The sequence below is a fragment of the Rhizobium sp. BK312 genome (genome assembly GCF_014193605.1).
Classification (GTDB): Bacteria; Pseudomonadota; Alphaproteobacteria; order Rhizobiales; family Rhizobiaceae; genus Rhizobium.
This window is the reverse complement of record NZ_JACHZP010000010.1, coordinates 15,625-34,458: the sequence shown is the minus strand read 5'-3', so window position 1 is coordinate 34,458 and position 18,834 is coordinate 15,625. Positions and strand designations below refer to the sequence as shown.

Sequence of the window (18,834 nt, the reverse complement as noted above, 5' to 3'; positions counted from 1 at the left end):
TCACGCAAACGCCCGGAAATTCCGGATCGTTTCCTCCGCCTCGCCGACTGCCTCCGGCGTGCCAACGGTCAGCCAGTGGCCGTCGAGCATGGTGCCATAGAGCCGGCCCTTGGTGATGGCCCTGTCGAAATAGATGTTGATGTTGAAGGCATCATCAGGCGCATCATCGAGGAAGGATGGCTTCATGGCGAAGGCACCGGCATAGACGACACCGTTATATGGGTTGTCGCGATAGCGTGTGAGCCGACCATCGTCAGCCATGCTGAAGTCATTCTTGCCGTTGTGGCCCGTGGTCCGCTCCAGCTCGACGCAGAGCATTGCCATATCCATACGCTGTTCGTCGTAGAATCCGGCTAAATGATCGAGATTGCTCGGATGGCCGGGCTTCTCGCCGATCCAGAACAGATCGGCATTCATGACGAAAATCAGGTCGCGGCTCAGCAACTTCAAGCCTTTGACGATGCCACCGCCATTGTTCATCAGCGCGTCCCGCTCGTCGGAAATCAGGATTTCAAGGCCGCGATACCCGCGAAGATGCGCTTCCATCTGGTCGGCATGATGATGGACATTGACGACGGCCCGCTCTACACCTGCCTGCACCAACGCATCCAGCGTATAATCGATCATTGGCTTGCCGCCGATCTTCACCAGTGGCTTCGGAATGGTGTCGGTGATTGGTCGCATGCGGGTTCCAAGCCCCGCGGCCAATACCATGGCTTGCTTGATGGTCATTTCGTCTCGAACTTTCGATTCATATCTTCTTCCATAGCACAAGGCCGGAAAGCCGTCGCGGGTCTCTGGCTGTTATGCCCGGCCAATCCCGGCCTTCTCACACCATTCCTTGAGAGGCGCGAGCGCTTCGTGCTCGAAGGCGATGACGAGATAGGCGAGCGTGCGCGGCATATGCTTCAAATATCCCGGCTTGCCGTCACGCTGTAAGAGCCGCACCCAAAGGCCGGCAAGCTTGCAATTGCGCTGTGCCGACATGATCGCCCAGCTCTTCAGGAATTTCGCCTCGTCGAAGCCGCCCTGGGCGTGACGAAGTGCGAGATAGTCAGCCATCAGCTGATCATGCAGATCGCGCTCGATCGTCACCCGCGCATCCTGCACGAGCGAGGCGACATCGTACGAGGTCGGGCCGATCATCGCATCCTGGAAATCGATGATGCCGACGCGCTTGATACCCTGCTCATGCGCGCGCCAGATGATGTTCGGCGAATGCATGTCGCGCAGCAGCAGGTTCTTTTCCACGTCGTCGAGCTGGTCGATTAGTCTGTCCCAGATCGCCAGGTAGTCGGCCCGTTCCTCGTCGCTTGCCGGCGTGCCGCGCTTCCAGGGCAGATGCCAGTCGAGAAGCAGCCGCGCTTCCATCTTCATCGCGGTCCGGTCGAAATCCGGAATGTGATGGATGTGGCTGGGCGTGACTGGAATATTGTGGGGAATCGAAAGGCTGTGCAGATGCGCAAGGCAGGCGACGCTAGCCCGATAACGCTCGGCAATCGGCTTGCCGTCTTCATCGAGCACGCCGTCGGTGCCGAGATCTTCGATCAGAAGAATGCCGAGATCGTAGTCGGCGGCGAAAATCTGGGGGGCGGCAAAGCCGTTTTCGCTGAGAATATTGGCGATCGCCACAAAGGGGTAGGTATCCCAGGCGAGATGCGCGACCTTGGGATAGGGCTTGCCGTCCAGAACCGGCGGCCCTTCCGGCAGGCGCGGCCAGTCCATCAGGATCACGCGGTCGCTGCCATCGGCAGGATAAAGGGACTCGTAGGCCCGCAGCGAGGCATCGCCGGTGAGGAAACGTCTGGCGGCACTGCGATAGCCGTGCGAATCGAGAAACGCGCGGATAGCAAGCACGCGCTCAATGCGCGCCATCTGCTTGTCCGGTGCCGTGAGGACGGCGCGCCGTCCTTCGCCCTCATGCGTCAGTTTGAGATCGATGCGTTCCTTCGGCAGCTCGCCCTCGGCCATTTCGGGCCACTCGACAAGGCAGATGCCGGTCTGCAAGGCTTCGTCGAAGCCGAGCTCCGTCAATTCGCTGGGGTCGCCGAGACGATAGAGATCGAAATGCGAGACCGGGACGCGCAGCTCGTAGGATTGCACGAGAGTAAAGGTCGGGCTCGGCACATCCATTTCCGGATCGTCGGCCATTGCGCGCAACAGCGCGCGGGCGAGGGATGATTTCCCAGCGCCGAGATCGCCTGACAGCGCCAGACAATCGCCGACCTTCAGGGCCAGCGCCAGATCCTCGCCGAGCTGAGCCGTGGCTGCGTCATCTGCAAGGAAGAGGGAAATGCTGCTCTCTGAGGCTGTCATTCTGCTGCGACGGAGTGGGGCAGTTCGGCCGAAGGAATCCGGCAGGTGACCGTCGTTCCCTTGCCCGGCTGGCTTTCGATCGAAACTTCGCCTTCATGCAGGCTGACGAAGCTTTCGACGATGGAAAGGCCGAGACCGGCGCCGCTGCGCTTGCCGCCCTTGGCGCCGGAGGCGAAGCGGTTGAAAACCGCGTTGATCAAATCCTCCGGGATGCCTGGACCTTTGTCGGCAACCGAGAAGACGAAATCCGTGCCTTCGCGTCCGCATTTCAGCGAGATCGTTGATCCCTCAGGCGCGAAATTGGCGGCATTGGTCAGAAGTTTGAGTAGGATCTGCTTCAGTCGCTGCTGGTCGGCGACAATAGAGCCGAGATGCGCCGGCACGGTGATCTCAAGCATCACGCCGCTTTCCTGAAGCCGATCTGCGATCTGCATCGACACTTCGTCGAGCAGGTCGTTGAGCACGATTTCGGAATAATTCAGGCGCATGATGCCGGCATCGACCGTCGCAAGGTCGAGGATGTCGTTGACCAGTGTCAGCAGCACCGAAGAGGAGGTCGAGATATGGTCGATATATTCCGCTTGCCGATCGTTCAGCGAGCCGATGCCCGGCGTCTTCAGGAGGTCGGTGAAGCCGATGATGTTGGTCAGCGGCGAACGCAGCTCGTAGGAGACATGCTGGACGAAATCGTTCTTTAGCTCGTCGGCCTTCAGCAGCGCTTCATTCTTTTCGGTCAGGGCGCGCTCGGCGCGAACGCTGTCGGTCTTGTTGACGAAGGTCAGCATGGTCTGCGCATTCGGCAGCGGAATGACGGCATAGTCGAGCACGAGATTGGAGTAAAGTTCCAATGTGCCCTGCGATGAGGGCCGCTCGTCGTCGAAACTTGTGATCTGTTCGGCAAACCGCTTCCAGCCATCCGGCCGGTCGTAGGAAGGCGAGCATGCCTCCGCCAGAGCCTGGATATGCGTGCCGGGCTTGGCCTGTGCCTCGGTAATGTTCCAGAGAATGCGAAAGGCGGGGTTCGAGAGCCGAATGCGACCATCGGGGCCGAAAACGGCGACGCCTTCCGAGAGGTGATCGATGGTTTCGCCCTGGACCTTGACCAGCGTGTTGTAGCGCGTTTCAAGATCGACCTGCTCGGTCAGGTTCTCGAAGACCCACGTGGCGCCACCCTGCGGATGCGCGGTCGCGAAAACCTTGAGAATCTGGCCGTTTGGCAGATGCCAGAGATCCGTTTGCGTATCGAGCGCACGATAGACCGAAAGGACGTCGTCCTTCCAGGTCTTCCAGTTCAGCTGTTCCGGCAGCTTCTTGGCGCCGCGCAGCCTGTCCAGGAGCTCGCCGTTGTCGGGTCGTTTCTCGAGGAAAGCAATATCGAGTTCCCACAGCTGGACGAAAGCCTGATTGTAGAATTGCAGCCGCCTGTCGCCATCGAAAATCGCAACCGGCGTCGCCAGATGGTCGAGGGTCTCGGCGTGGCTCTTCAGCGTACGGGCCAGCTCGGCGCGAACCGCTTCTGCTTCGGAAACATCGATCGCAATGCCGGCCGAGCCGTTTGGCGATTTGACGTCGATAACGTCGAAGAAGGTTCGGTTGCCGTGTACGACGGTCGAAATCTTGTCGTGGAATGGCGACTCCGGCGTGGCGGCCGCGCGAATGCGTTCGCGAGCCACGGTCGTCAGGAATTCCCGCCCCTCGCGCACCGCTTCATCGGTCGAAACCGCTTCCACGGCCTCGCCATAGGCCTGATTGACCCAGGTGAGCTTGCCTTCCGCGTCGCGCTGCCAGACCGGCAGGTCGATGGCATCGAGCAGATTCTGAAATGCGGAGATCGAGGTCATCAGCCGATCGCGCTCGATCTTCAGCTCGGCGAGTTCGGCACGCAGATTGTTGAGAGCGATGAAGCGGACGAAAGCTCGCCCGCCGGAAATGCGACCCTGCGCTTCCAGGATTTCGTCGCGGTTGGTTTCGACTACCATATCGAAGCTCTGACCGCTGCCGCGCAGCTTGTCGATTGCCTTGTCGAGTTCGCCAGCCGACCATGATCTCAGCCAGCGCCCGAAGGCGAGGAATTCATTGTCCTGCGGCGCGCCCGTCTCGACCGGCAGCTGGCCGAGCAGTTCCGGCCGGGCATTCTGGCCATCCCAGATGACGATCCGGCGGTTCTTGTCGGCAATCAAAGCCTGATACTGGGAAATACGCTGATTGGCATCCGAAAGGGCCGTGCGGATCTCGCGGCTTTCGCTTTCCATATTGCCGCGCTGCCGAACCATCCACATGGTCGACAGGAGTGCGGCGGAAATCACGCCGATGATGACGGAGAAGACGGCCATTTCCGACGAGGTGAAGAGGCGCATGCTCGTCTGAGCAGCGTCATTGCCCTGTGCAAGAACGGGTCCGGTCAACAGGCCGCCGAAAACGCTGAGCCTCAACAATCGGCTCAGGCGAGCGAGCCGGCCCTTGCCCTGCTTCGCGCCCGTCGGGAGCCGATGTGCCCCGCCCCGCAGCAACAGCGCTGCCGCTCGGCGTAACGCTGGCCGATGCAGGTTGTCTTCCCCTTCAATCATAAGAGGTCTGTCTCCGTCCCATAATGTGCCGCATCCTGACAAGACATCCCATTTTCATGGCTCCGGGCACGCCCGGTTCGTCACGAATCAAGTGTAAAAACAATACTGCCTAGGAGAATCTGGGGGAAGGGAGCTGGCTAAAAAATAAGCCCCGGCATTTGTCAATGCCAGGGCCACAAGATGTTGTGGATACTGTCTTAATAATCAGTATCTGTAGTGGTCAGACTTGAACGGGCCCTTCGGCGTGACGCCGATATACGAAGCCTGCTCTTCCGAAAGCTCCGTCAGCTTCACGCCAAGCTTGGCAAGATGCAGGCGGGCAACCTTCTCATCGAGGTGCTTCGGCAGAACGTAGACTTCGTTCTTGTACTGGCCGGGCTTGGTGAAGAGCTCGATCTGCGCCAGCGTCTGGTTGGTGAAGGAAGCCGACATCACGAAGGACGGGTGACCGGTGGCGTTGCCGAGATTCAGGAGACGGCCTTCCGACAGCAGGATGATGCGGTTGCCCTTGGAGAATTCGACCATGTCGACCTGCGGCTTGATGTTCGTCCATTTCTGGTTCCGCAACGCGGCAACCTGGATTTCGTTGTCGAAGTGGCCGATGTTGCCGACGATCGCCATGTCCTTCATCGCACGCATGTGGTCGATGCGGATGACGTCCTTGTTGCCGGTCGTGGTGATGAAGATGTCGGCCGAGGAAACGACGTCCTCGAGCTGAACGACTTCATAGCCGTCCATGGCAGCCTGCAGTGCGCAGATCGGGTCGACTTCCGTGACCTTGACGCGAGCGCCGGCCCCGGAGAGCGAAGCGGCAGAACCCTTGCCGACATCGCCATAGCCGCAGACGACGGCGACCTTGCCGGCCATCATGACGTCGGTGGCACGGCGGATACCGTCGACCAGCGATTCCTTGCAGCCGTACTTGTTGTCGAACTTCGACTTGGTGACGCTGTCGTTGACGTTGATGGCCGGGAAGGGCAGAAGGCCCTTTTGGCTGAGCTGGTAGAGGCGGTTGACGCCCGTGGTGGTTTCTTCCGTTACGCCCTTGATGGCATCGCGCTGCTTGGTGAACCAGCCAGGCGTTGCCTGAAGGCGCTTCTTGATCTGCGCGAAGAGGATTTCTTCTTCTTCCGAATGCGGGTTGGAGAGCACGTCCTCACCGGCTTCGGCGCGGGCGCCGAGCAGGATGTACATGGTGGCATCGCCGCCATCGTCGAGGATCATGTTGGAAAGACCGCCATCGGCCCACTGGAAGATCTTGTCGGTATAGATCCAATAATCTTCGAGGCTCTCGCCCTTGACGGCGAAGACCGGAACGCCGGATGCGGCGATTGCGGCGGCGGCATGGTCCTGCGTCGAGAAGATGTTGCAGGAAGCCCAGCGCACCTGAGCGCCGAGTGCCACCAGCGTCTCGATGAGAACGGCTGTTTGAATCGTCATGTGCAGGGAGCCGGTGATGCGGGCGCCCTTCAGCGGCTGCGCTTCGCCGAATTCGGCGCGGCAGGCCATCAGGCCCGGCATCTCGGTTTCGGCGATCGTGATTTCCTTGCGGCCGAAGTCGGCAAGGCCGATATCCGCGACGATGTAGTCCTTTTCAGTGCTCATGAAGGTCTCCAGCCTGAACGATGCATCGCGCCGCGGGCAGACGCCTCGGCCGAATGCAACAAGAATTGCACGCTGACAGCGTGTGGATGATGCCGTGTAGCAGGCTTCAGGGTGGAAATCAATAATGATATAAAGAAGTCTTTATGTCTTTATATCCGCGATAGCAGGCGGAAAAGCCTACATTTCCTCGCCAAACTTGTTGGCGACCAGTTGGTCGAGTGCCTCGAGCGCTTCGGCTGCCTGGTTGCCGCTTGCCGCGACAAGCACGCTGCAGCCCGGGCTGGCCGCCAGCATCATCAGGCCCATGATCGAAGTTCCGCCGACCGTGGTGCCGTCTTTTGAAACGGTGATCACGGCGTCGTAGGCTTCGACAGTCTGGACGAATTTCGCGGAGGCACGGGCATGCAGGCCCCGCTTGTTGATGATCAGGAGTTCCCGGGAAAGCTCGGTCATGGGAGCGGTGTTTGCCTCGTTATTTGCCACTGAGCACACGGCTGGCCACGTTGATATATTTGCGCCCGGCCTCCGAAGCTTCCACCAGGGCCCTTTCCATGTTGTTGTCGCCGCGTACGCCCGCGAGCTTGATCAGCATCGGCAAATTGACGCCGGCGATGACCTCGGTATGGCCGCTATTCATGACGGAGATTGCGAGATTGGAAGGAGTGCCGCCGAACATGTCGGTGAGGATGATGACGCCATGCCCGTCATCGGCGCCGGCAACGGCTTGCAGAATGTCCTGCCGCCGCTTGTCCATGTCGTCTTCGGGACCGATGCATACCGTCTCTATGAACTTCTGCGGACCAACGACATGCTCGACGGCATGCCGAAACTCTTCAGCCAGCTTGCCATGAGTGACAAGCACAAGTCCAATCATGATATTACTGCTCCCATGGCATACGCAAACAGGTGGCCAATATCGCAATGCAGCAATGTCGTCCACCGGTGGGGGGACATCTTGGCGATGAAAAGGCGAAGTGCAAGCTTAAAATATAGGATTTGCATGCCTGCTCGGGCCTAAATGGCCGATTAGCCGAAACTCGCGCCGATTTTCGCTATTATTACGGCCAGCGGATTCGCGGAGGTTGCGGCCAGGCGGATCACGGGCAACCGGATGGAGCGGGTTATATCGACCTGCTCGTCTTCCGGCGGCATCCTTTCCGCGGTGGCCGGATCGACGGGGCGGACAGCGAAGTGCATTTCGCCTTCTGAAATGCAAGGCATCCGGACGATGCCGGTATAGCGGATTTCCATGAGCCCTTCGATCGAGGGCGGGCATTTCGCAATCACGGAGCCACTTTGCTCGCTGATCAGCACCCGGTCGTCGGCAACAAGGCTTGCAGTCAGTCCGAGCGGTTTGGCAGCGGCAAGGCACGAAAAGGCGAGGGCGGATTTGCCGCTGCCCGAGGGGCCGAGAAACAGGAGCCCGGTCCTGCCGATGACAATCGCCGTGGCGTGGATATTGGTCGCTTCGCCGGTCATGCGAGCGCTCACGCCTGCGTCTGGGCGGGAAGCGACAGGATGAACCGTGCCCCGAGCAGCGTCGAGCCATCGCTGTCGACGATATTCTCGGCGCGTAGCGAGCCGCCATGCGCTTCGGCGATCTGCCGGCTGATCGAAAGGCCGAGACCGGAATTCTGCCCGAAACCTTCGGATTCGGGCCGGTCGGTATAGAAGCGTTCGAAGATGCGGTCGATATTTTCGGCCTGAATGCCGGGACCGTTATCTTCGATATAGATGACGCAACGCGTCCGCGTCCGCGTCAGCCGCACGGTGATCTTACCGGTTTCCGCCGGGACGAAGGATCGTGCGTTTTCGATGAGATTGGTGACGATCTGACCGATGCGCAGGTCGTGACCCTCGACGGAGAAATTCGTCTTGTTGCCCGGCTTGCGGTCGACGACATATTCGATTTCGACGGCCTTCTTGCTGTGTCCGACTTGTCTGGAAATATCGATCATGTCGCGCAGCAGTACTTCCAGATCGAGCGACTTCGCATCCGGGCGCGCAAGTTCGGCGTCAAGGCGCGATGCATCGGAGATATCGCTGATCAGGCGGTCGAGGCGGCGAACGTCGTGCTGGATCACGTCCATCAGCCGCTTCTTCGAATCATCGCTCTTGGCGAGCGGCAGCGTTTCGACAGCGCTGCGCAGCGACGTCAACGGGTTTTTCAGCTCGTGGCTGACGTCGGCTGCGAAACTCTCGATGGCATCGATGCGATCATAGAGCGCCGATGTCATGTCGCGCAATGCGATCGACAGGTTGCCGATCTCGTCCTGGCGGGCGGAAAAGTCAGGGATTTCCTCGCGCTCCTTTGCCCCGCCGCGCCGCACGCGGATAGCCGCAGCCGAAAGCCGGCGCAGCGGATTGGCGATGGTGGAGGATAAAAGCAGCGACAGCACGACGTTGACCAGCGTCGCGACGCCGAAGACGCGCATGATCGCGAGACGCTCGGCATGAACGATCTTGTCGATGTCGCCGGCCTGGGTCGAGAGTAGCAAGACGCCGAGCACGGCGCGGAAGCGCTGGATCGGCACGGCGACCGAAACGATCAGCTCGCCCTTCTCCGTGGTGCGGACCACAGCGCCGCGCACGCCGGTCAGCGCATTCATGACTTCCGGATAGATCGAACCGTCGCCACCGGGCGCTTCCTTATAGACAGGCAGATTACCCGGCTGCAGCATCTTGTTGAGCAACCCGCTGAACCAGTCGGACCAGCTCTGCTTCTCGTCGTCGACGGGGGGCAGGTCGTAGCGCAGCACCTGGCCGCGCGAATAAAGATGGCGGCTGTCGAGCAGCAAGTTGGCATCGGCATCGAAGATGCGGGCGCGGGTGCGCGTCGGCGAGATCAGCCGCGTCAGTACCGGCGCCACCTTTTCCGGATCGATCGGGAATTCGAGATCCTCATCGTTCGGAACGGGCGTGATGCTCTGGCCGGCCTGCAGCTCCAGCAGCTTCTGCGGATCGATGGTGATGGAGTTGGTATCGACCGATGCCGACGCCGAGACGGCACCGGCGATGATCTCGCCCTGCGTCAAGAGGCTCTCGACGCGGGCATCGATCAGGCCTTCGCGGAACTGGTTGAGATAGAGAATGCCGCCGACCAGAACGACGAGGGCGGCCAGATTGAAGAACAGGATGCGCCGCGTCAGGCTCGAAAAGACAGCATTGCCGAAGATCCGGCGGATCAGCACGAAGGGATGAGTCCAGCGCCGGCGCGCGATCCGAGCGCCGCTCGGGCTTTCCGAGTCGTCTATATCCCTGTCCTGCACCAGCTGTGCCAAGCCTACGGCCCTTTCGAAGAACGGGATTCGCAACCCCGTCCGCATGCTCTTATTCCATCGTCCGCCGCATGGTCCAGTTAACTATCCGAGCATGATGCCGAAAAGTGTAAGCCGTTTTCCGACTACATCATGCTCCATTCTTTGATTCTAGAGCGGATTCATATTTTAGGTTTTAGGTCGTTTCGACCTAAATCATCCGGCTCTAGGCGGCTTCGCGGAAACGGTAGCCGACGCCATACAGCGTCTCGATCATATCAAAATCGAGGTCGACCATCTTGAATTTCTTGCGCAGCCGCTTGATGTGGCTGTCGATCGTGCGGTCGTCGACATAGACCTGCTCGTCATAGGCCGCATCCATCAGCGCGTCGCGGCTCTTGACCACGCCGGGGCGCTGGGCAAGCGAGTGCAGGATGAGGAATTCGGTGACGGTGAGCGTGACCGGCTCGCCCTTCCAGGTGCAGGTATGGCGTTCCTGGTCCATGACGAGCTGTCCGCGTTCCAGCGAGCGGGCCTGCTGCGCAGCACCCGGCTTGGCGGCCGCTGCGCCGCCGGCAGCATTTGCGGCTTCGCGAGCGGAGGCACGGCGGAGAACGGCCTTGACGCGTTCTACCAGCAGACGCTGCGAGAACGGCTTGGTGATGAAGTCGTCGGCGCCCATCTTCAAGCCGAAGAGTTCGTCGATTTCCTCGTCCTTCGAGGTCAGGAAAATCACTGGTATATCGGATTTCTGGCGCAGGCGGCGCAGAAGTTCCATGCCATCCATGCGGGGCATCTTGATATCGAAGATCGCCAGTTGCGGCGGCCGGGCAAGCAGGCCGTCCAGCGCCGAGGCTCCGTCCGTGTAGGTCTCTACCTTATATCCCTCTGCTTCCAAGGCAATCGAAACGGAAGTCAGGATATTGCGGTCGTCGTCAACGAGCGCGATTGTCAACATGGTGTTCGTCTCCGTCATCAGTGCGCGTCTCCCGGATTTGGAATCCAGCCCAGGCGGTCTGCCAGCTCGGTCGGCGGTAACCTGGCGCGCTTATGGGGATAAAGGTGGAACAAATTGTGGCAAAGATAAAGGGGAGGATTGTTGCGGAGAAAAACCCTTGCGCAAGGGTTGTGTAACGTAACGTCCCGTAGCCTGCTATTCAAACGATTTAAAATTATGGAAATTTATTTAAATCGATTAAATAACTGATATCATTAAATATTTCTCACGGCAGGCTCTTGTGCTTTTAAAAAGACCTCTCTACGCTTTAGATAATTCTAACGGCCAAGCCCCTTGTAGAGGAAAAAGTGATGGAGCAATTCGGCGTCCGCAATCCCGCGACTGAACTGGGATCGATCGGCCTGGGAGCCGCCGCCAGTGTGCGTTACAACCTCATGGAAGCCCATCTTTACGAAGAGGCGATTCGCCGTCGTGAGGCCGATCTGACCGCCGATGGCGCACTCAGGGCCTTGACCGGCCAGCACACCGGCCGTTCGCCGAAGGACAAGTTCGTGGTGCGCAACGCCACCACCGAAGACCAGATCTGGTGGGACAACAACAAGCCGATGTCGCCGGAGCATTTCGCGCTGCTGCACGAGGACATGCTGGCCCATGCTCGCGGCAAGGACCTGTTCGTGCAGGATCTGATCGGCGGTGCCGATGCCGAATACGCCTTGCCGACGCGCGTCATCACCGAATTCGCCTGGCATTCGCTGTTCATCCGCAACCTGTTGATCCGCCCAGATCGCTCTGAGCTCGAAAGCTTCGTACCGCAGCTGACGATCATCGACCTGCCAAGCTTCCGCGCCGATCCGGAGCGCCATGGCTGCCGCACCGAAACAGTGATCGCCTGCGATTTCGTCAATGGCATCGTCCTGATCGGCGGCACCTCCTATGCCGGCGAGATGAAGAAATCGGTATTCACGGCGCTGAACTACATGCTGCCCGAGCGCGGCGTCATGCCGATGCACTGCTCGGCCAATGTCGGCCCTGAAGGCGATGCCGCGATCTTCTTCGGCCTGTCGGGCACGGGCAAGACAACGCTATCGGCTGATCCCACCCGTACGCTGATTGGCGACGACGAGCACGGCTGGGGCGAAAACGGCATCTTCAACTTCGAAGGCGGCTGCTATGCCAAGACCATCCGCCTTTCGGCAGAAGCCGAGCCGGAAATCTATGCCACTACGCGCCGTTTCGGCACCGTCTTGGAAAACGTCGTGCTCGACGAGCATGGCCGCCCGGATCTCGACGATGGCTCGCTGACGGAAAACACCCGCAGCGCCTACCCGCTGCATTTCATCCCGAATGCCTCGGAATCAGGTATCACCGGTCATCCCGAGACGATCATCATGCTGACGGCGGACGCTTTCGGCGTCATGCCGCCGATCGCCAAGCTGACACCGGATCAGGCGATGTACCACTTCCTGTCCGGCTACACCGCCAAGGTCGCCGGCACGGAAAAGGGCGTCGTCGAGCCGGAAGCGACCTTCTCGACCTGCTTCGGCGCTCCCTTCATGCCGCGCCATCCGGCCGAATACGGCAATCTCCTCAAGGAGCTGATCGCCCGCCACGGCGCTCGTTGCTGGCTGGTCAACACCGGCTGGACCGGTGGCGCTTACGGCACGGGACGCCGTATGCCGATCAAGGCGACGCGCGCGCTGTTGGCGGCCGCTCTCAAGGGCGATCTCGACAATGTCGAATTCCGCATCGATGCGAATTTCGGCTTTGCGGTTCCGGTGGCCGTCGAAGGTGTCGACACGGCCATTCTAGACCCACGCTCCACCTGGGCCGACGGCGAAGCCTATGATGCGCAGGCCAAGAAGCTGGTGCAGATGTTCGTCACCAACTTCGCCAAGTTCGAGGATCATGTGGACGGCAACGTCCGCGATGCGGCACCGGGAATCCGCGTTGCAGCAGAATAAACATCCAGAACGGGAATGACTCACGTGAAACCCGGCGGCCAGTTCGCCGGGTTTCATTTTATCCGGCAGTAGTTTTCAACCGCGCATCAATGTGGGATAGACAGGCGCGGAGAAAACCATGGCCAGCGACGCGCTTTACATCAATGACCGGATCACCATTGCCGGCTGGGAACTGACGGAGCAATTCGTTCTGGCGGGCGGTCCCGGCGGTCAGAATGTCAACAAGGTCGCGACCGCGGTCCAGCTTTTCTTCAACCTCCAGAATTCCCCCTCGCTGACCGACCGCGTCAAGGCGAATGCGATCAGGCTCGCCGGCCGCCGGGTTTCCAAGGATGGCGTGCTGATGATCGAGGCCAGCCGTTTCCGCAGTCAGGATCGCAATCGCGAGGATGCGCGCGAGCGGCTGAAGGAACTGATCCTCGAAGCCGCCGCCCCCCCGCCGCCGCCCCGCCGGAAGACCAAGCCGACAAAGGGATCGATCGAGCGCCGGCTGAAGGAGAAATCCGGGCGCTCCGAGGTCAAGAAGATGCGCGGCAAGGTCGGCGGCGACTAGATTTGGTTTTCGGGCTGCAGTTTTGGCTTGGCTGGGTAAAATTGAAGCTCGTCGGGCGAGTTCAGTTTTGTGGACGCTGTCTGCCCGGCCCCTCATCCTAGCCTTCTCCCCGCTTGCGGGGAGAAGGGACGACACAGCGAAACAGCAAGACTCTCAGTTGCGGCGGCTGGCTTGAGGCAGGATAAACCCCCTCGCCCCGCTTGCGGGGAGAGGGTTGGGGTGAGGGGCCGGGCACCAAAGCGCTGGAACGACACGCTCACATGACCCACACCACTGCAGGAAACCAAAATGCTGCTCCCCAACGGAATTCGCCATCTTCCTGGATATCTCGACCGCCCCGCCCAGGAAGCGCTCGTCGAGGCGATCCGCAGCATCGTGGCAGAGGCGCCGCTCTACACACCGGTCATGCCGGGTACCGGCAAGGAGATGTCCGTGCGCATGACCAATTGCGGTTCGCTCGGCTGGGTGACGGACAAGCAGCGCGGCTATCGCTATCAGCCGACCCATCCGGTCACCGGTCGCCCATGGCCGGCCATACCGCCGCAACTGCTCGATCTCTGGCGCGATATAGCAGGCTATGAAAAGCCGCCCGAAGCCTGCCTCGTCAATTTCTATGGCGACGATGCCCGCATGGGCCTGCATCAGGATCGTGACGAGCAGGATCTCAAGGCGCCCGTGCTGTCGATCTCGCTCGGCAATACCTGCCTCTTTCGGGTCGGAGGTCTCAACCGCAACGATCGCACGCTATCCTTTAAGCTTGCGAGCGGCGATATCGTCGTACTCGGCGGCGAAGGAAGATTGTGCTTCCACGGCGTCGATCGCATCTGTCCGGCAACGTCGACATTGCTGAAGAATGGTGGACGTATCAATCTGACGTTACGGCGTGTTCAGCCCTGAGCCTCAGAGCTTTCTGAGCGCCACCTGCTCGATTAGATGATTCTTGCCCTTCTGCAGGATGAGATCGGCGCGCGGCCGCGTCGGCAGAATGTTCTGGCGCAGGTTCTTGAGGTTGATGTTCTTCCAGAGCCCCTCGGCGATCGCCAGCGCCTCTTCTTCGCTGATCGAGGCGTAGCGATGGAAGAAGGAGTTGGGATCGCGGAAGGCGGTCTCGCGCAACCGCATGAAACGGGCGACATACCAGTTGTGGATGAGTTCTTCGTCGGCATCGATATAGATGGAGAAATCGAAGAAATCCGAGACCATCGGCACGATCTTGCCGTCGGCCGGCAGATGCCGCGATTGCAGCACGTTGATGCCCTCGAAGATCAGGATATCCGGGCGGTCGACCGTCTTGAATTCATTCGGCAGCACGTCATAGACGAGGTGCGAATAGGAAGGCGCCTGCACATTCGGCTGGCCGGCCTTGATCGCCGAGAGGAAACGCAGCAGTGCTGCGGTATCGTAGCTTTCCGGAAAGCCCTTGCGCTGCATCAGGTTGCGGCGCTGCAATTCGGCGTTCGGATAGAGAAAGCCGTCCGTGGTGACCAGATCGACCTTCGGGCTCGACGGCCAGCGGCCCAGCAATTCCTTCAGGATACGAGCTGTCGTGGACTTGCCGACCGCGACCGAACCGGCGATGCCGATGACGAAGGGCGTCTTGGCGATATCGGAGAGGCTGAGGAAGCGGTTGCGCTGCTCGAACAGGATCTGCGAGGATTCCACATGCGAGGACAAAAGCCGCGACAGCGACAGATAGATGCGCCTGACTTCGTCAAGATCGATCGGGTCGCCCATGGAGCGCAGTCGCTTCACTTCGTCTAATGTCAGCGTCAGCGGCGTGTCGGCCCGGAATTTCGCCCATTCTTCCGAGGAAAAGAAGTAGTACGGCGAATAGGCCTTCGCCTCGAAAATATCGAGTGTCTCGGGCGCGGGATCGCTCTTGGTCGCTATTGTCATCGCGTTCTTACCGGCTGGCCTTTTCCTGAAGGCCGGATTGGGCGGTGCGCCTTTCGAGCTCACCCATGACATTCTCTAACGGAATGCCGGCAATCTTCAATACGACTAAAAGATGATACAGCAGATCGGCCGCCTCGTAGGCGAGGTTGTCGCGATCATCGGTGACCGCGGCCATCACGGCTTCGATCGCTTCTTCGCCCAGTTTCTTCGCTGCCTTCGGCTGGCCGGCGGCGAAAAGCTTCGCCGTCCAGGATTCGTCCGGCGAAGCCTTGGAGCGTTCCTCGATGATTCGTTCGAGGTCGGAAAGGGTAAATCCGCTCATTGGTCCGCTGTCTCCTAATCCAGCCGCATCGGAATGCCGCGCTCGGCCATATAGCGCTTTGCCTCGCCCACCGAATAGGTGCCGAAGTGGAAGATCGAAGCGGCAAGCACCGCCGTCGCATGGCCTTCCTTGACGCCGGCAACGAGGTCGTCGAGATCGCCGACGCCGCCTGAGGCGATAACCGGCACGCGCACCGCATCGGCAATCGCCCGTATCAGCTCCAGATCGTAGCCGACCTTGGTGCCGTCGCGGTCCATGGAGGTGACGAGCAGCTCGCCGGCGCCGCGCTCGACCATCTTGCGCGCAAAATCGACCGCGTCGATGCCGGTCGCGTTGCGGCCGCCATGGGTATAGATCTCCCAGGCGCTCAGATTGTCGCCGCCGAGCGCCTCGGTCCGGCGTCGCTTGGCATCGATGGATACCACGATGCACTGGTTGCCGAACTTGTCCGCCGCTTCGGCCACGAAATCGGGATTGTTGACTGCTGCCGAATTGATCGAGACCTTGTCGGCGCCGCAGAGCAGCAGCTTGCGGATATCGGCAATGGTGCGCACGCCGCCGCCGACCGTGACAGGCATGAAGCACTGTTCGGCGGTTCGGGCGACAACATCGAAAATGGTGTCGCGATTGTCGGAGGAAGCCGTGATGTCGAGAAAGCAGAGTTCGTCGGCACCGGCGGCGTCATAGGCCTTGGCGGCTTCGACGGGATCGCCGGCATCGATAAGATTGACGAAGTTGACGCCCTTGACGACGCGGCCGTCCTTGACGTCGAGGCAGGGGATGACGCGGGCTTTCAGGGTCATTGCGCTGCCTCCTTGGCTTGCTTGATCAGCGCCAGTGCTTCTTTCGGATCGATCCGGCCATCATAAAGCGCGCGGCCGGAAATCGCACCTTCCAGTTTGCGGGCATCCGGCTGCGTCATTCGGCGGATGTCATCAAGCGAGGCAAGTCCGCCCGAGGCGATGACGGGAATGGAAACGGCATCGGCCAGTTCCAGCGTCGAGTCCCAGTTGATGCCGGTCAAAATGCCGTCGCGGTCGATGTCGGTGTAGATGATGGCGGCAACGCCGACACCCTCGAATTTCTTCGCAAGCTCGATCACGCCAAGCTCGGAAGCCTCCGCCCAGCCTTCGACCGCCACCTTGCCGCCCTTGGCATCGATGCCGACGGCGATATGGCCCGGATAACGCCGGCAGGCTTCGACGACGAGCGCCGGATCGCGCACTGCCACGGTGCCGAGGATAACGCGGGCAAGCCCGCGCGACAGCCAGTTTTCGATGTGGTCGAGCGTGCGGATACCGCCGCCGAGCTGCACCGGGTTCTTCGTCGCCTTGAGAATGGCATCGACGGCGGCGCCGTTGACGGTCTCGCCAGCGAAGGCGCCGTTGAGATCGACGACATGTAGCCATTCGAAGCCCTGGTCTTCAAAGGCTTTCGCCTGGGCACCGGGATCGGGGTTGTAGACGGTCGCCTGCTCCATGTCGCCGAGCTTGAGGCGCACGCATTGGCCGTCTTTTAGGTCGATAGCAGGAAAAAGAATCATGATGTCTGTCCTTGGAGCGCGAGCCTTATGGCTTCCAGCGCAGGAAATTGGCGATCAGGGCAAGGCCGAGCTTCTGGCTCTTTTCCGGATGGAACTGCGAGCCGGCCATATTGTCGCGACCGACGAAGGCGGTCATCGCGCCGCCATAGCTTGTGGTCGCGATGACGTCGTCGCCGTGGTCGGCGGCCAGATGATAGGAATGGACGAAATAGGCGTGCAGCCCGTCGGGGCCTGTGGGTATGCCGTCGAACAGCGCATGCGGATGGCGGAGATCCAGCGTATTCCAGCCGATCTGCGGAATTTTCAGGTTGGGATCGCTCGGCGTCATTTCCTTGACGTCACCCTTGATCCAGCCGAATCCTTGCGTGATCGTCTTTTCCAGCCCGCGCGACGACATCAGCTGCATGCCGACGCAGATGCCAAGGAAGGGGCGGGCCTTGTGTTCCACGACGTCGATCACAGCTTCCGCCATACCGGAAACGGCATCGAGGCCATGCCGGCAATCGGCATAGGCGCCGACGCCGGGAAGCACGATGCGATCCGCGGTGGCAACGCGCTCGGCGTCATCGGTCAGGTCGATCTCGGCGTCGATACCTGCCTCGCGGGCAGCTCGCTCGAAAGCCTTGGTGGCCGAGCGCAGATTGCCGGAACCATAGTCGATAATCGCGACCCGCATGGTCAGCGTCCTCCGTCATAGCCGGGAAGGCCGAAGCTCGGGCCTGAGCGGCTAGTATTGGTGTTTTTGGCCGGGATATCCCAATTTTCAGAACGGATATTCCGGTTTGGCTGCTGCTCAAGTTCGGAAAAGTGGATTTGCTCCGCAGTTGCCAGATCAGGCGCCGAGACGAGATTTTCCACTTTCCAGCCGCGGCCGATGAGACGATCGCTGATCGCATGCGGGCCTTCTAGAGCGGCAAGAACATGCACGCCAAGCAGAAGTGTTGCGCCCGCGGCGAAAAAGCCCGGCTGACGCATCAGTTCCAGCGCAATACCCTGCAGCAGAACGACGGCGATCGCGTGCAGCCAAAGCCTATGGAAGAGCATCCAGAGCGTCGGAAACAGGAAAGCCGTCCATGAAAAGCCGTCGCGGATGAATCGTGTTTCGTCGCGATACCGATCTGATGCTTCGGATCGGTTCGTCGCTCCAGGCGGAGTCAAAATCAGATAGCTTGCCATTTCCTCAATTCCCCAGTTCGGGGCTCAGGCGAGCGTGCCTTTCGTCGAGGGCACCCGGCCTGCCTGCCGCGGATCGATCTCGGTTGCGGTGCGCAAGGCGCGCGCAACGGCCTTGAAGCATGTCTCGGCTATATGGTGATTGTTGGCGCCATAATGGTTGAGGATATGCAAGGTGATGCCGGCATTCTGCGCCAGCGCCTGGAAGAATTCGCGCACTAGTTCGGTATCGAAGGTGCCGATCTTCGGCGCGCTGAACGAGACATTCCACACGAGAAAGGGCCGGCCGGAAAGATCGACGGCGGCCTTCGTCATCGTCTCGTCCATGGCGAGGTCGATCGAAGCGTAGCGCGTGATGCCGCGCCGGTCGCTCAGCGCCTTGGCAATCGCCTGGCCGATTGCGATGCCGGTATCCTCGACGGCATGATGATCGTCGACATGCAGGTCGCCCTTGGTGTCGATCTCCATGTCAATCAGCGAATGTCGCGACAGCTGTTCCAGCATATGGTCGAAGAAGCCGACTCCCGTCGAAATCGTCGATTTGCCGCTGCCGTCGATGTTGACGGAAACGGAGACCGAGGTCTCGTTGGTCTTGCGGGAAACGCTTGCCGTGCGGCTCGCTGCGGTCTCTGCCATGGGCTGCTCCATCGGAATACGGCCGTTCCTTATCAGGCGTATCGGGA

The 18,834-nt window shown here is 60.3% G+C and carries 19 protein-coding genes; 3 read left to right on the top strand and 16 right to left on the bottom strand.

The features are described from left to right. From FHT85_RS24935 to FHT85_RS24895, 9 genes are all read right to left on the bottom strand, one after another. Positions 1-732: a nucleotidyltransferase family protein gene (locus FHT85_RS24935; RefSeq protein WP_112410462.1), complete on the bottom strand. Its 732-nt coding sequence runs from the start codon at positions 730-732 to the stop codon at positions 1-3. A gap of 72 nt (positions 733-804) precedes the next feature. Further along, positions 805-2,316, bottom strand: coding sequence for a tRNA (adenosine(37)-N6)-threonylcarbamoyltransferase complex ATPase subunit type 1 TsaE (gene tsaE, locus FHT85_RS24930; protein ID WP_112338582.1), 1,512 nt, complete (start codon positions 2,314-2,316; stop codon positions 805-807). Continuing rightward, a complete protein-coding gene (locus FHT85_RS24925) occupies positions 2,313-4,883 on the bottom strand; it encodes a PAS domain-containing sensor histidine kinase (RefSeq protein WP_112410461.1) in 2,571 nt (856 codons plus the stop codon). Before FHT85_RS24925 ends, tsaE begins: the two co-directional genes overlap by 4 nt. Positions 4,884-5,087: 204 nt before the next feature. Further along, entirely contained in the window at positions 5,088-6,488 is a 1,401-nt protein-coding gene (ahcY, locus tag FHT85_RS24920) for an adenosylhomocysteinase (protein ID WP_112338580.1), read from the bottom strand. A 177-nt stretch (positions 6,489-6,665) separates the two neighbouring features. Continuing rightward, positions 6,666-6,941, bottom strand: coding sequence for an HPr family phosphocarrier protein (locus FHT85_RS24915; protein WP_015338201.1), 276 nt, complete (start codon positions 6,939-6,941; stop codon positions 6,666-6,668). Between the two features lie 19 nt (positions 6,942-6,960). Continuing rightward, complete coding sequence (locus tag FHT85_RS24910; protein ID WP_015338202.1) at positions 6,961-7,362, bottom strand: PTS sugar transporter subunit IIA; 402 nt, start codon at positions 7,360-7,362, stop codon at positions 6,961-6,963. A gap of 152 nt (positions 7,363-7,514) precedes the next feature. Beyond that, positions 7,515-7,967: an HPr kinase/phosphorylase gene (locus tag FHT85_RS24905; protein WP_112410460.1), complete on the bottom strand. Its 453-nt coding sequence runs from the start codon at positions 7,965-7,967 to the stop codon at positions 7,515-7,517. An 8-nt stretch (positions 7,968-7,975) separates the two neighbouring features. After that, on the bottom strand, positions 7,976-9,814 hold the full coding sequence (locus FHT85_RS24900) for a sensor histidine kinase (RefSeq protein ID WP_112338578.1): 1,839 nt from the start codon (positions 9,812-9,814) through the stop codon (positions 7,976-7,978). Between the two features lie 157 nt (positions 9,815-9,971). After that, the gene (locus FHT85_RS24895; protein WP_197923095.1) at positions 9,972-10,703 is read right to left on the bottom strand and encodes a response regulator transcription factor; all 732 of its coding nucleotides are present in this window, start codon (positions 10,701-10,703) and stop codon (positions 9,972-9,974) included. A 350-nt stretch (positions 10,704-11,053) separates the two neighbouring features. Here FHT85_RS24895 and FHT85_RS24890 point away from each other — a divergent pair, with 350 nt between their 5' ends. The 3 genes from FHT85_RS24890 to FHT85_RS24880 all read left to right on the top strand — a co-directional run bounded on the left by FHT85_RS24890 (position 11,054) and on the right by FHT85_RS24880 (position 14,114). After that, a complete protein-coding gene (locus FHT85_RS24890; protein WP_112400228.1) occupies positions 11,054-12,664 on the top strand; it encodes a phosphoenolpyruvate carboxykinase in 1,611 nt (536 codons plus the stop codon). Positions 12,665-12,782: 118 nt separating this feature from the next. Next, positions 12,783-13,217 (top strand): alternative ribosome rescue aminoacyl-tRNA hydrolase ArfB, encoded by a 435-nt coding sequence (gene arfB / locus FHT85_RS24885; RefSeq protein ID WP_183774364.1) that lies wholly within the window; start codon positions 12,783-12,785, stop codon positions 13,215-13,217. Between the two features lie 288 nt (positions 13,218-13,505). Then, positions 13,506-14,114 (top strand): alpha-ketoglutarate-dependent dioxygenase AlkB family protein, encoded by a 609-nt coding sequence (locus FHT85_RS24880; RefSeq protein ID WP_112413177.1) that lies wholly within the window; start codon positions 13,506-13,508, stop codon positions 14,112-14,114. Between the two features lie 3 nt (positions 14,115-14,117). Here the strand turns inward: FHT85_RS24880 and coaA are convergent, their stop codons facing one another. Genes coaA through hisB form a run of 7 tightly spaced genes read right to left on the bottom strand, consistent with a single transcriptional unit; the run spans position 14,118 to position 18,787 of the window. Then, the gene (gene coaA / locus FHT85_RS24875; protein ID WP_112413176.1) at positions 14,118-15,113 is read right to left on the bottom strand and encodes a type I pantothenate kinase; all 996 of its coding nucleotides are present in this window, start codon (positions 15,111-15,113) and stop codon (positions 14,118-14,120) included. Between the two features lie 7 nt (positions 15,114-15,120). After that, the gene (locus FHT85_RS24870; protein WP_112338573.1) at positions 15,121-15,435 is read right to left on the bottom strand and encodes a phosphoribosyl-ATP diphosphatase; all 315 of its coding nucleotides are present in this window, start codon (positions 15,433-15,435) and stop codon (positions 15,121-15,123) included. 14 nt (positions 15,436-15,449) lie between these two features. Further along, positions 15,450-16,238, bottom strand: a complete 789-nt coding sequence (gene hisF, locus FHT85_RS24865) for an imidazole glycerol phosphate synthase subunit HisF (RefSeq protein WP_112413175.1) — start codon at positions 16,236-16,238, stop codon at positions 15,450-15,452. Continuing rightward, on the bottom strand, positions 16,235-16,978 hold the full coding sequence (gene hisA, locus FHT85_RS24860; protein WP_112413174.1) for a 1-(5-phosphoribosyl)-5-[(5-phosphoribosylamino)methylideneamino]imidazole-4-carboxamide isomerase: 744 nt from the start codon (positions 16,976-16,978) through the stop codon (positions 16,235-16,237). The genes hisF and hisA overlap by 4 nt, the downstream gene beginning before the upstream one ends. 25 nt (positions 16,979-17,003) lie before the next feature. Next, entirely contained in the window at positions 17,004-17,654 is a 651-nt protein-coding gene (gene hisH / locus FHT85_RS24855; RefSeq protein WP_112413173.1) for an imidazole glycerol phosphate synthase subunit HisH, read from the bottom strand. A 2-nt stretch (positions 17,655-17,656) separates the two neighbouring features. After that, positions 17,657-18,154: a DUF2628 domain-containing protein gene (locus tag FHT85_RS24850; protein WP_112413172.1), complete on the bottom strand. Its 498-nt coding sequence runs from the start codon at positions 18,152-18,154 to the stop codon at positions 17,657-17,659. A gap of 24 nt (positions 18,155-18,178) precedes the next feature. After that, on the bottom strand, positions 18,179-18,787 hold the full coding sequence (gene hisB, locus FHT85_RS24845) for an imidazoleglycerol-phosphate dehydratase HisB (RefSeq protein WP_112413171.1): 609 nt from the start codon (positions 18,785-18,787) through the stop codon (positions 18,179-18,181). Positions 18,788-18,834: the final 47 nt, after the last annotated feature.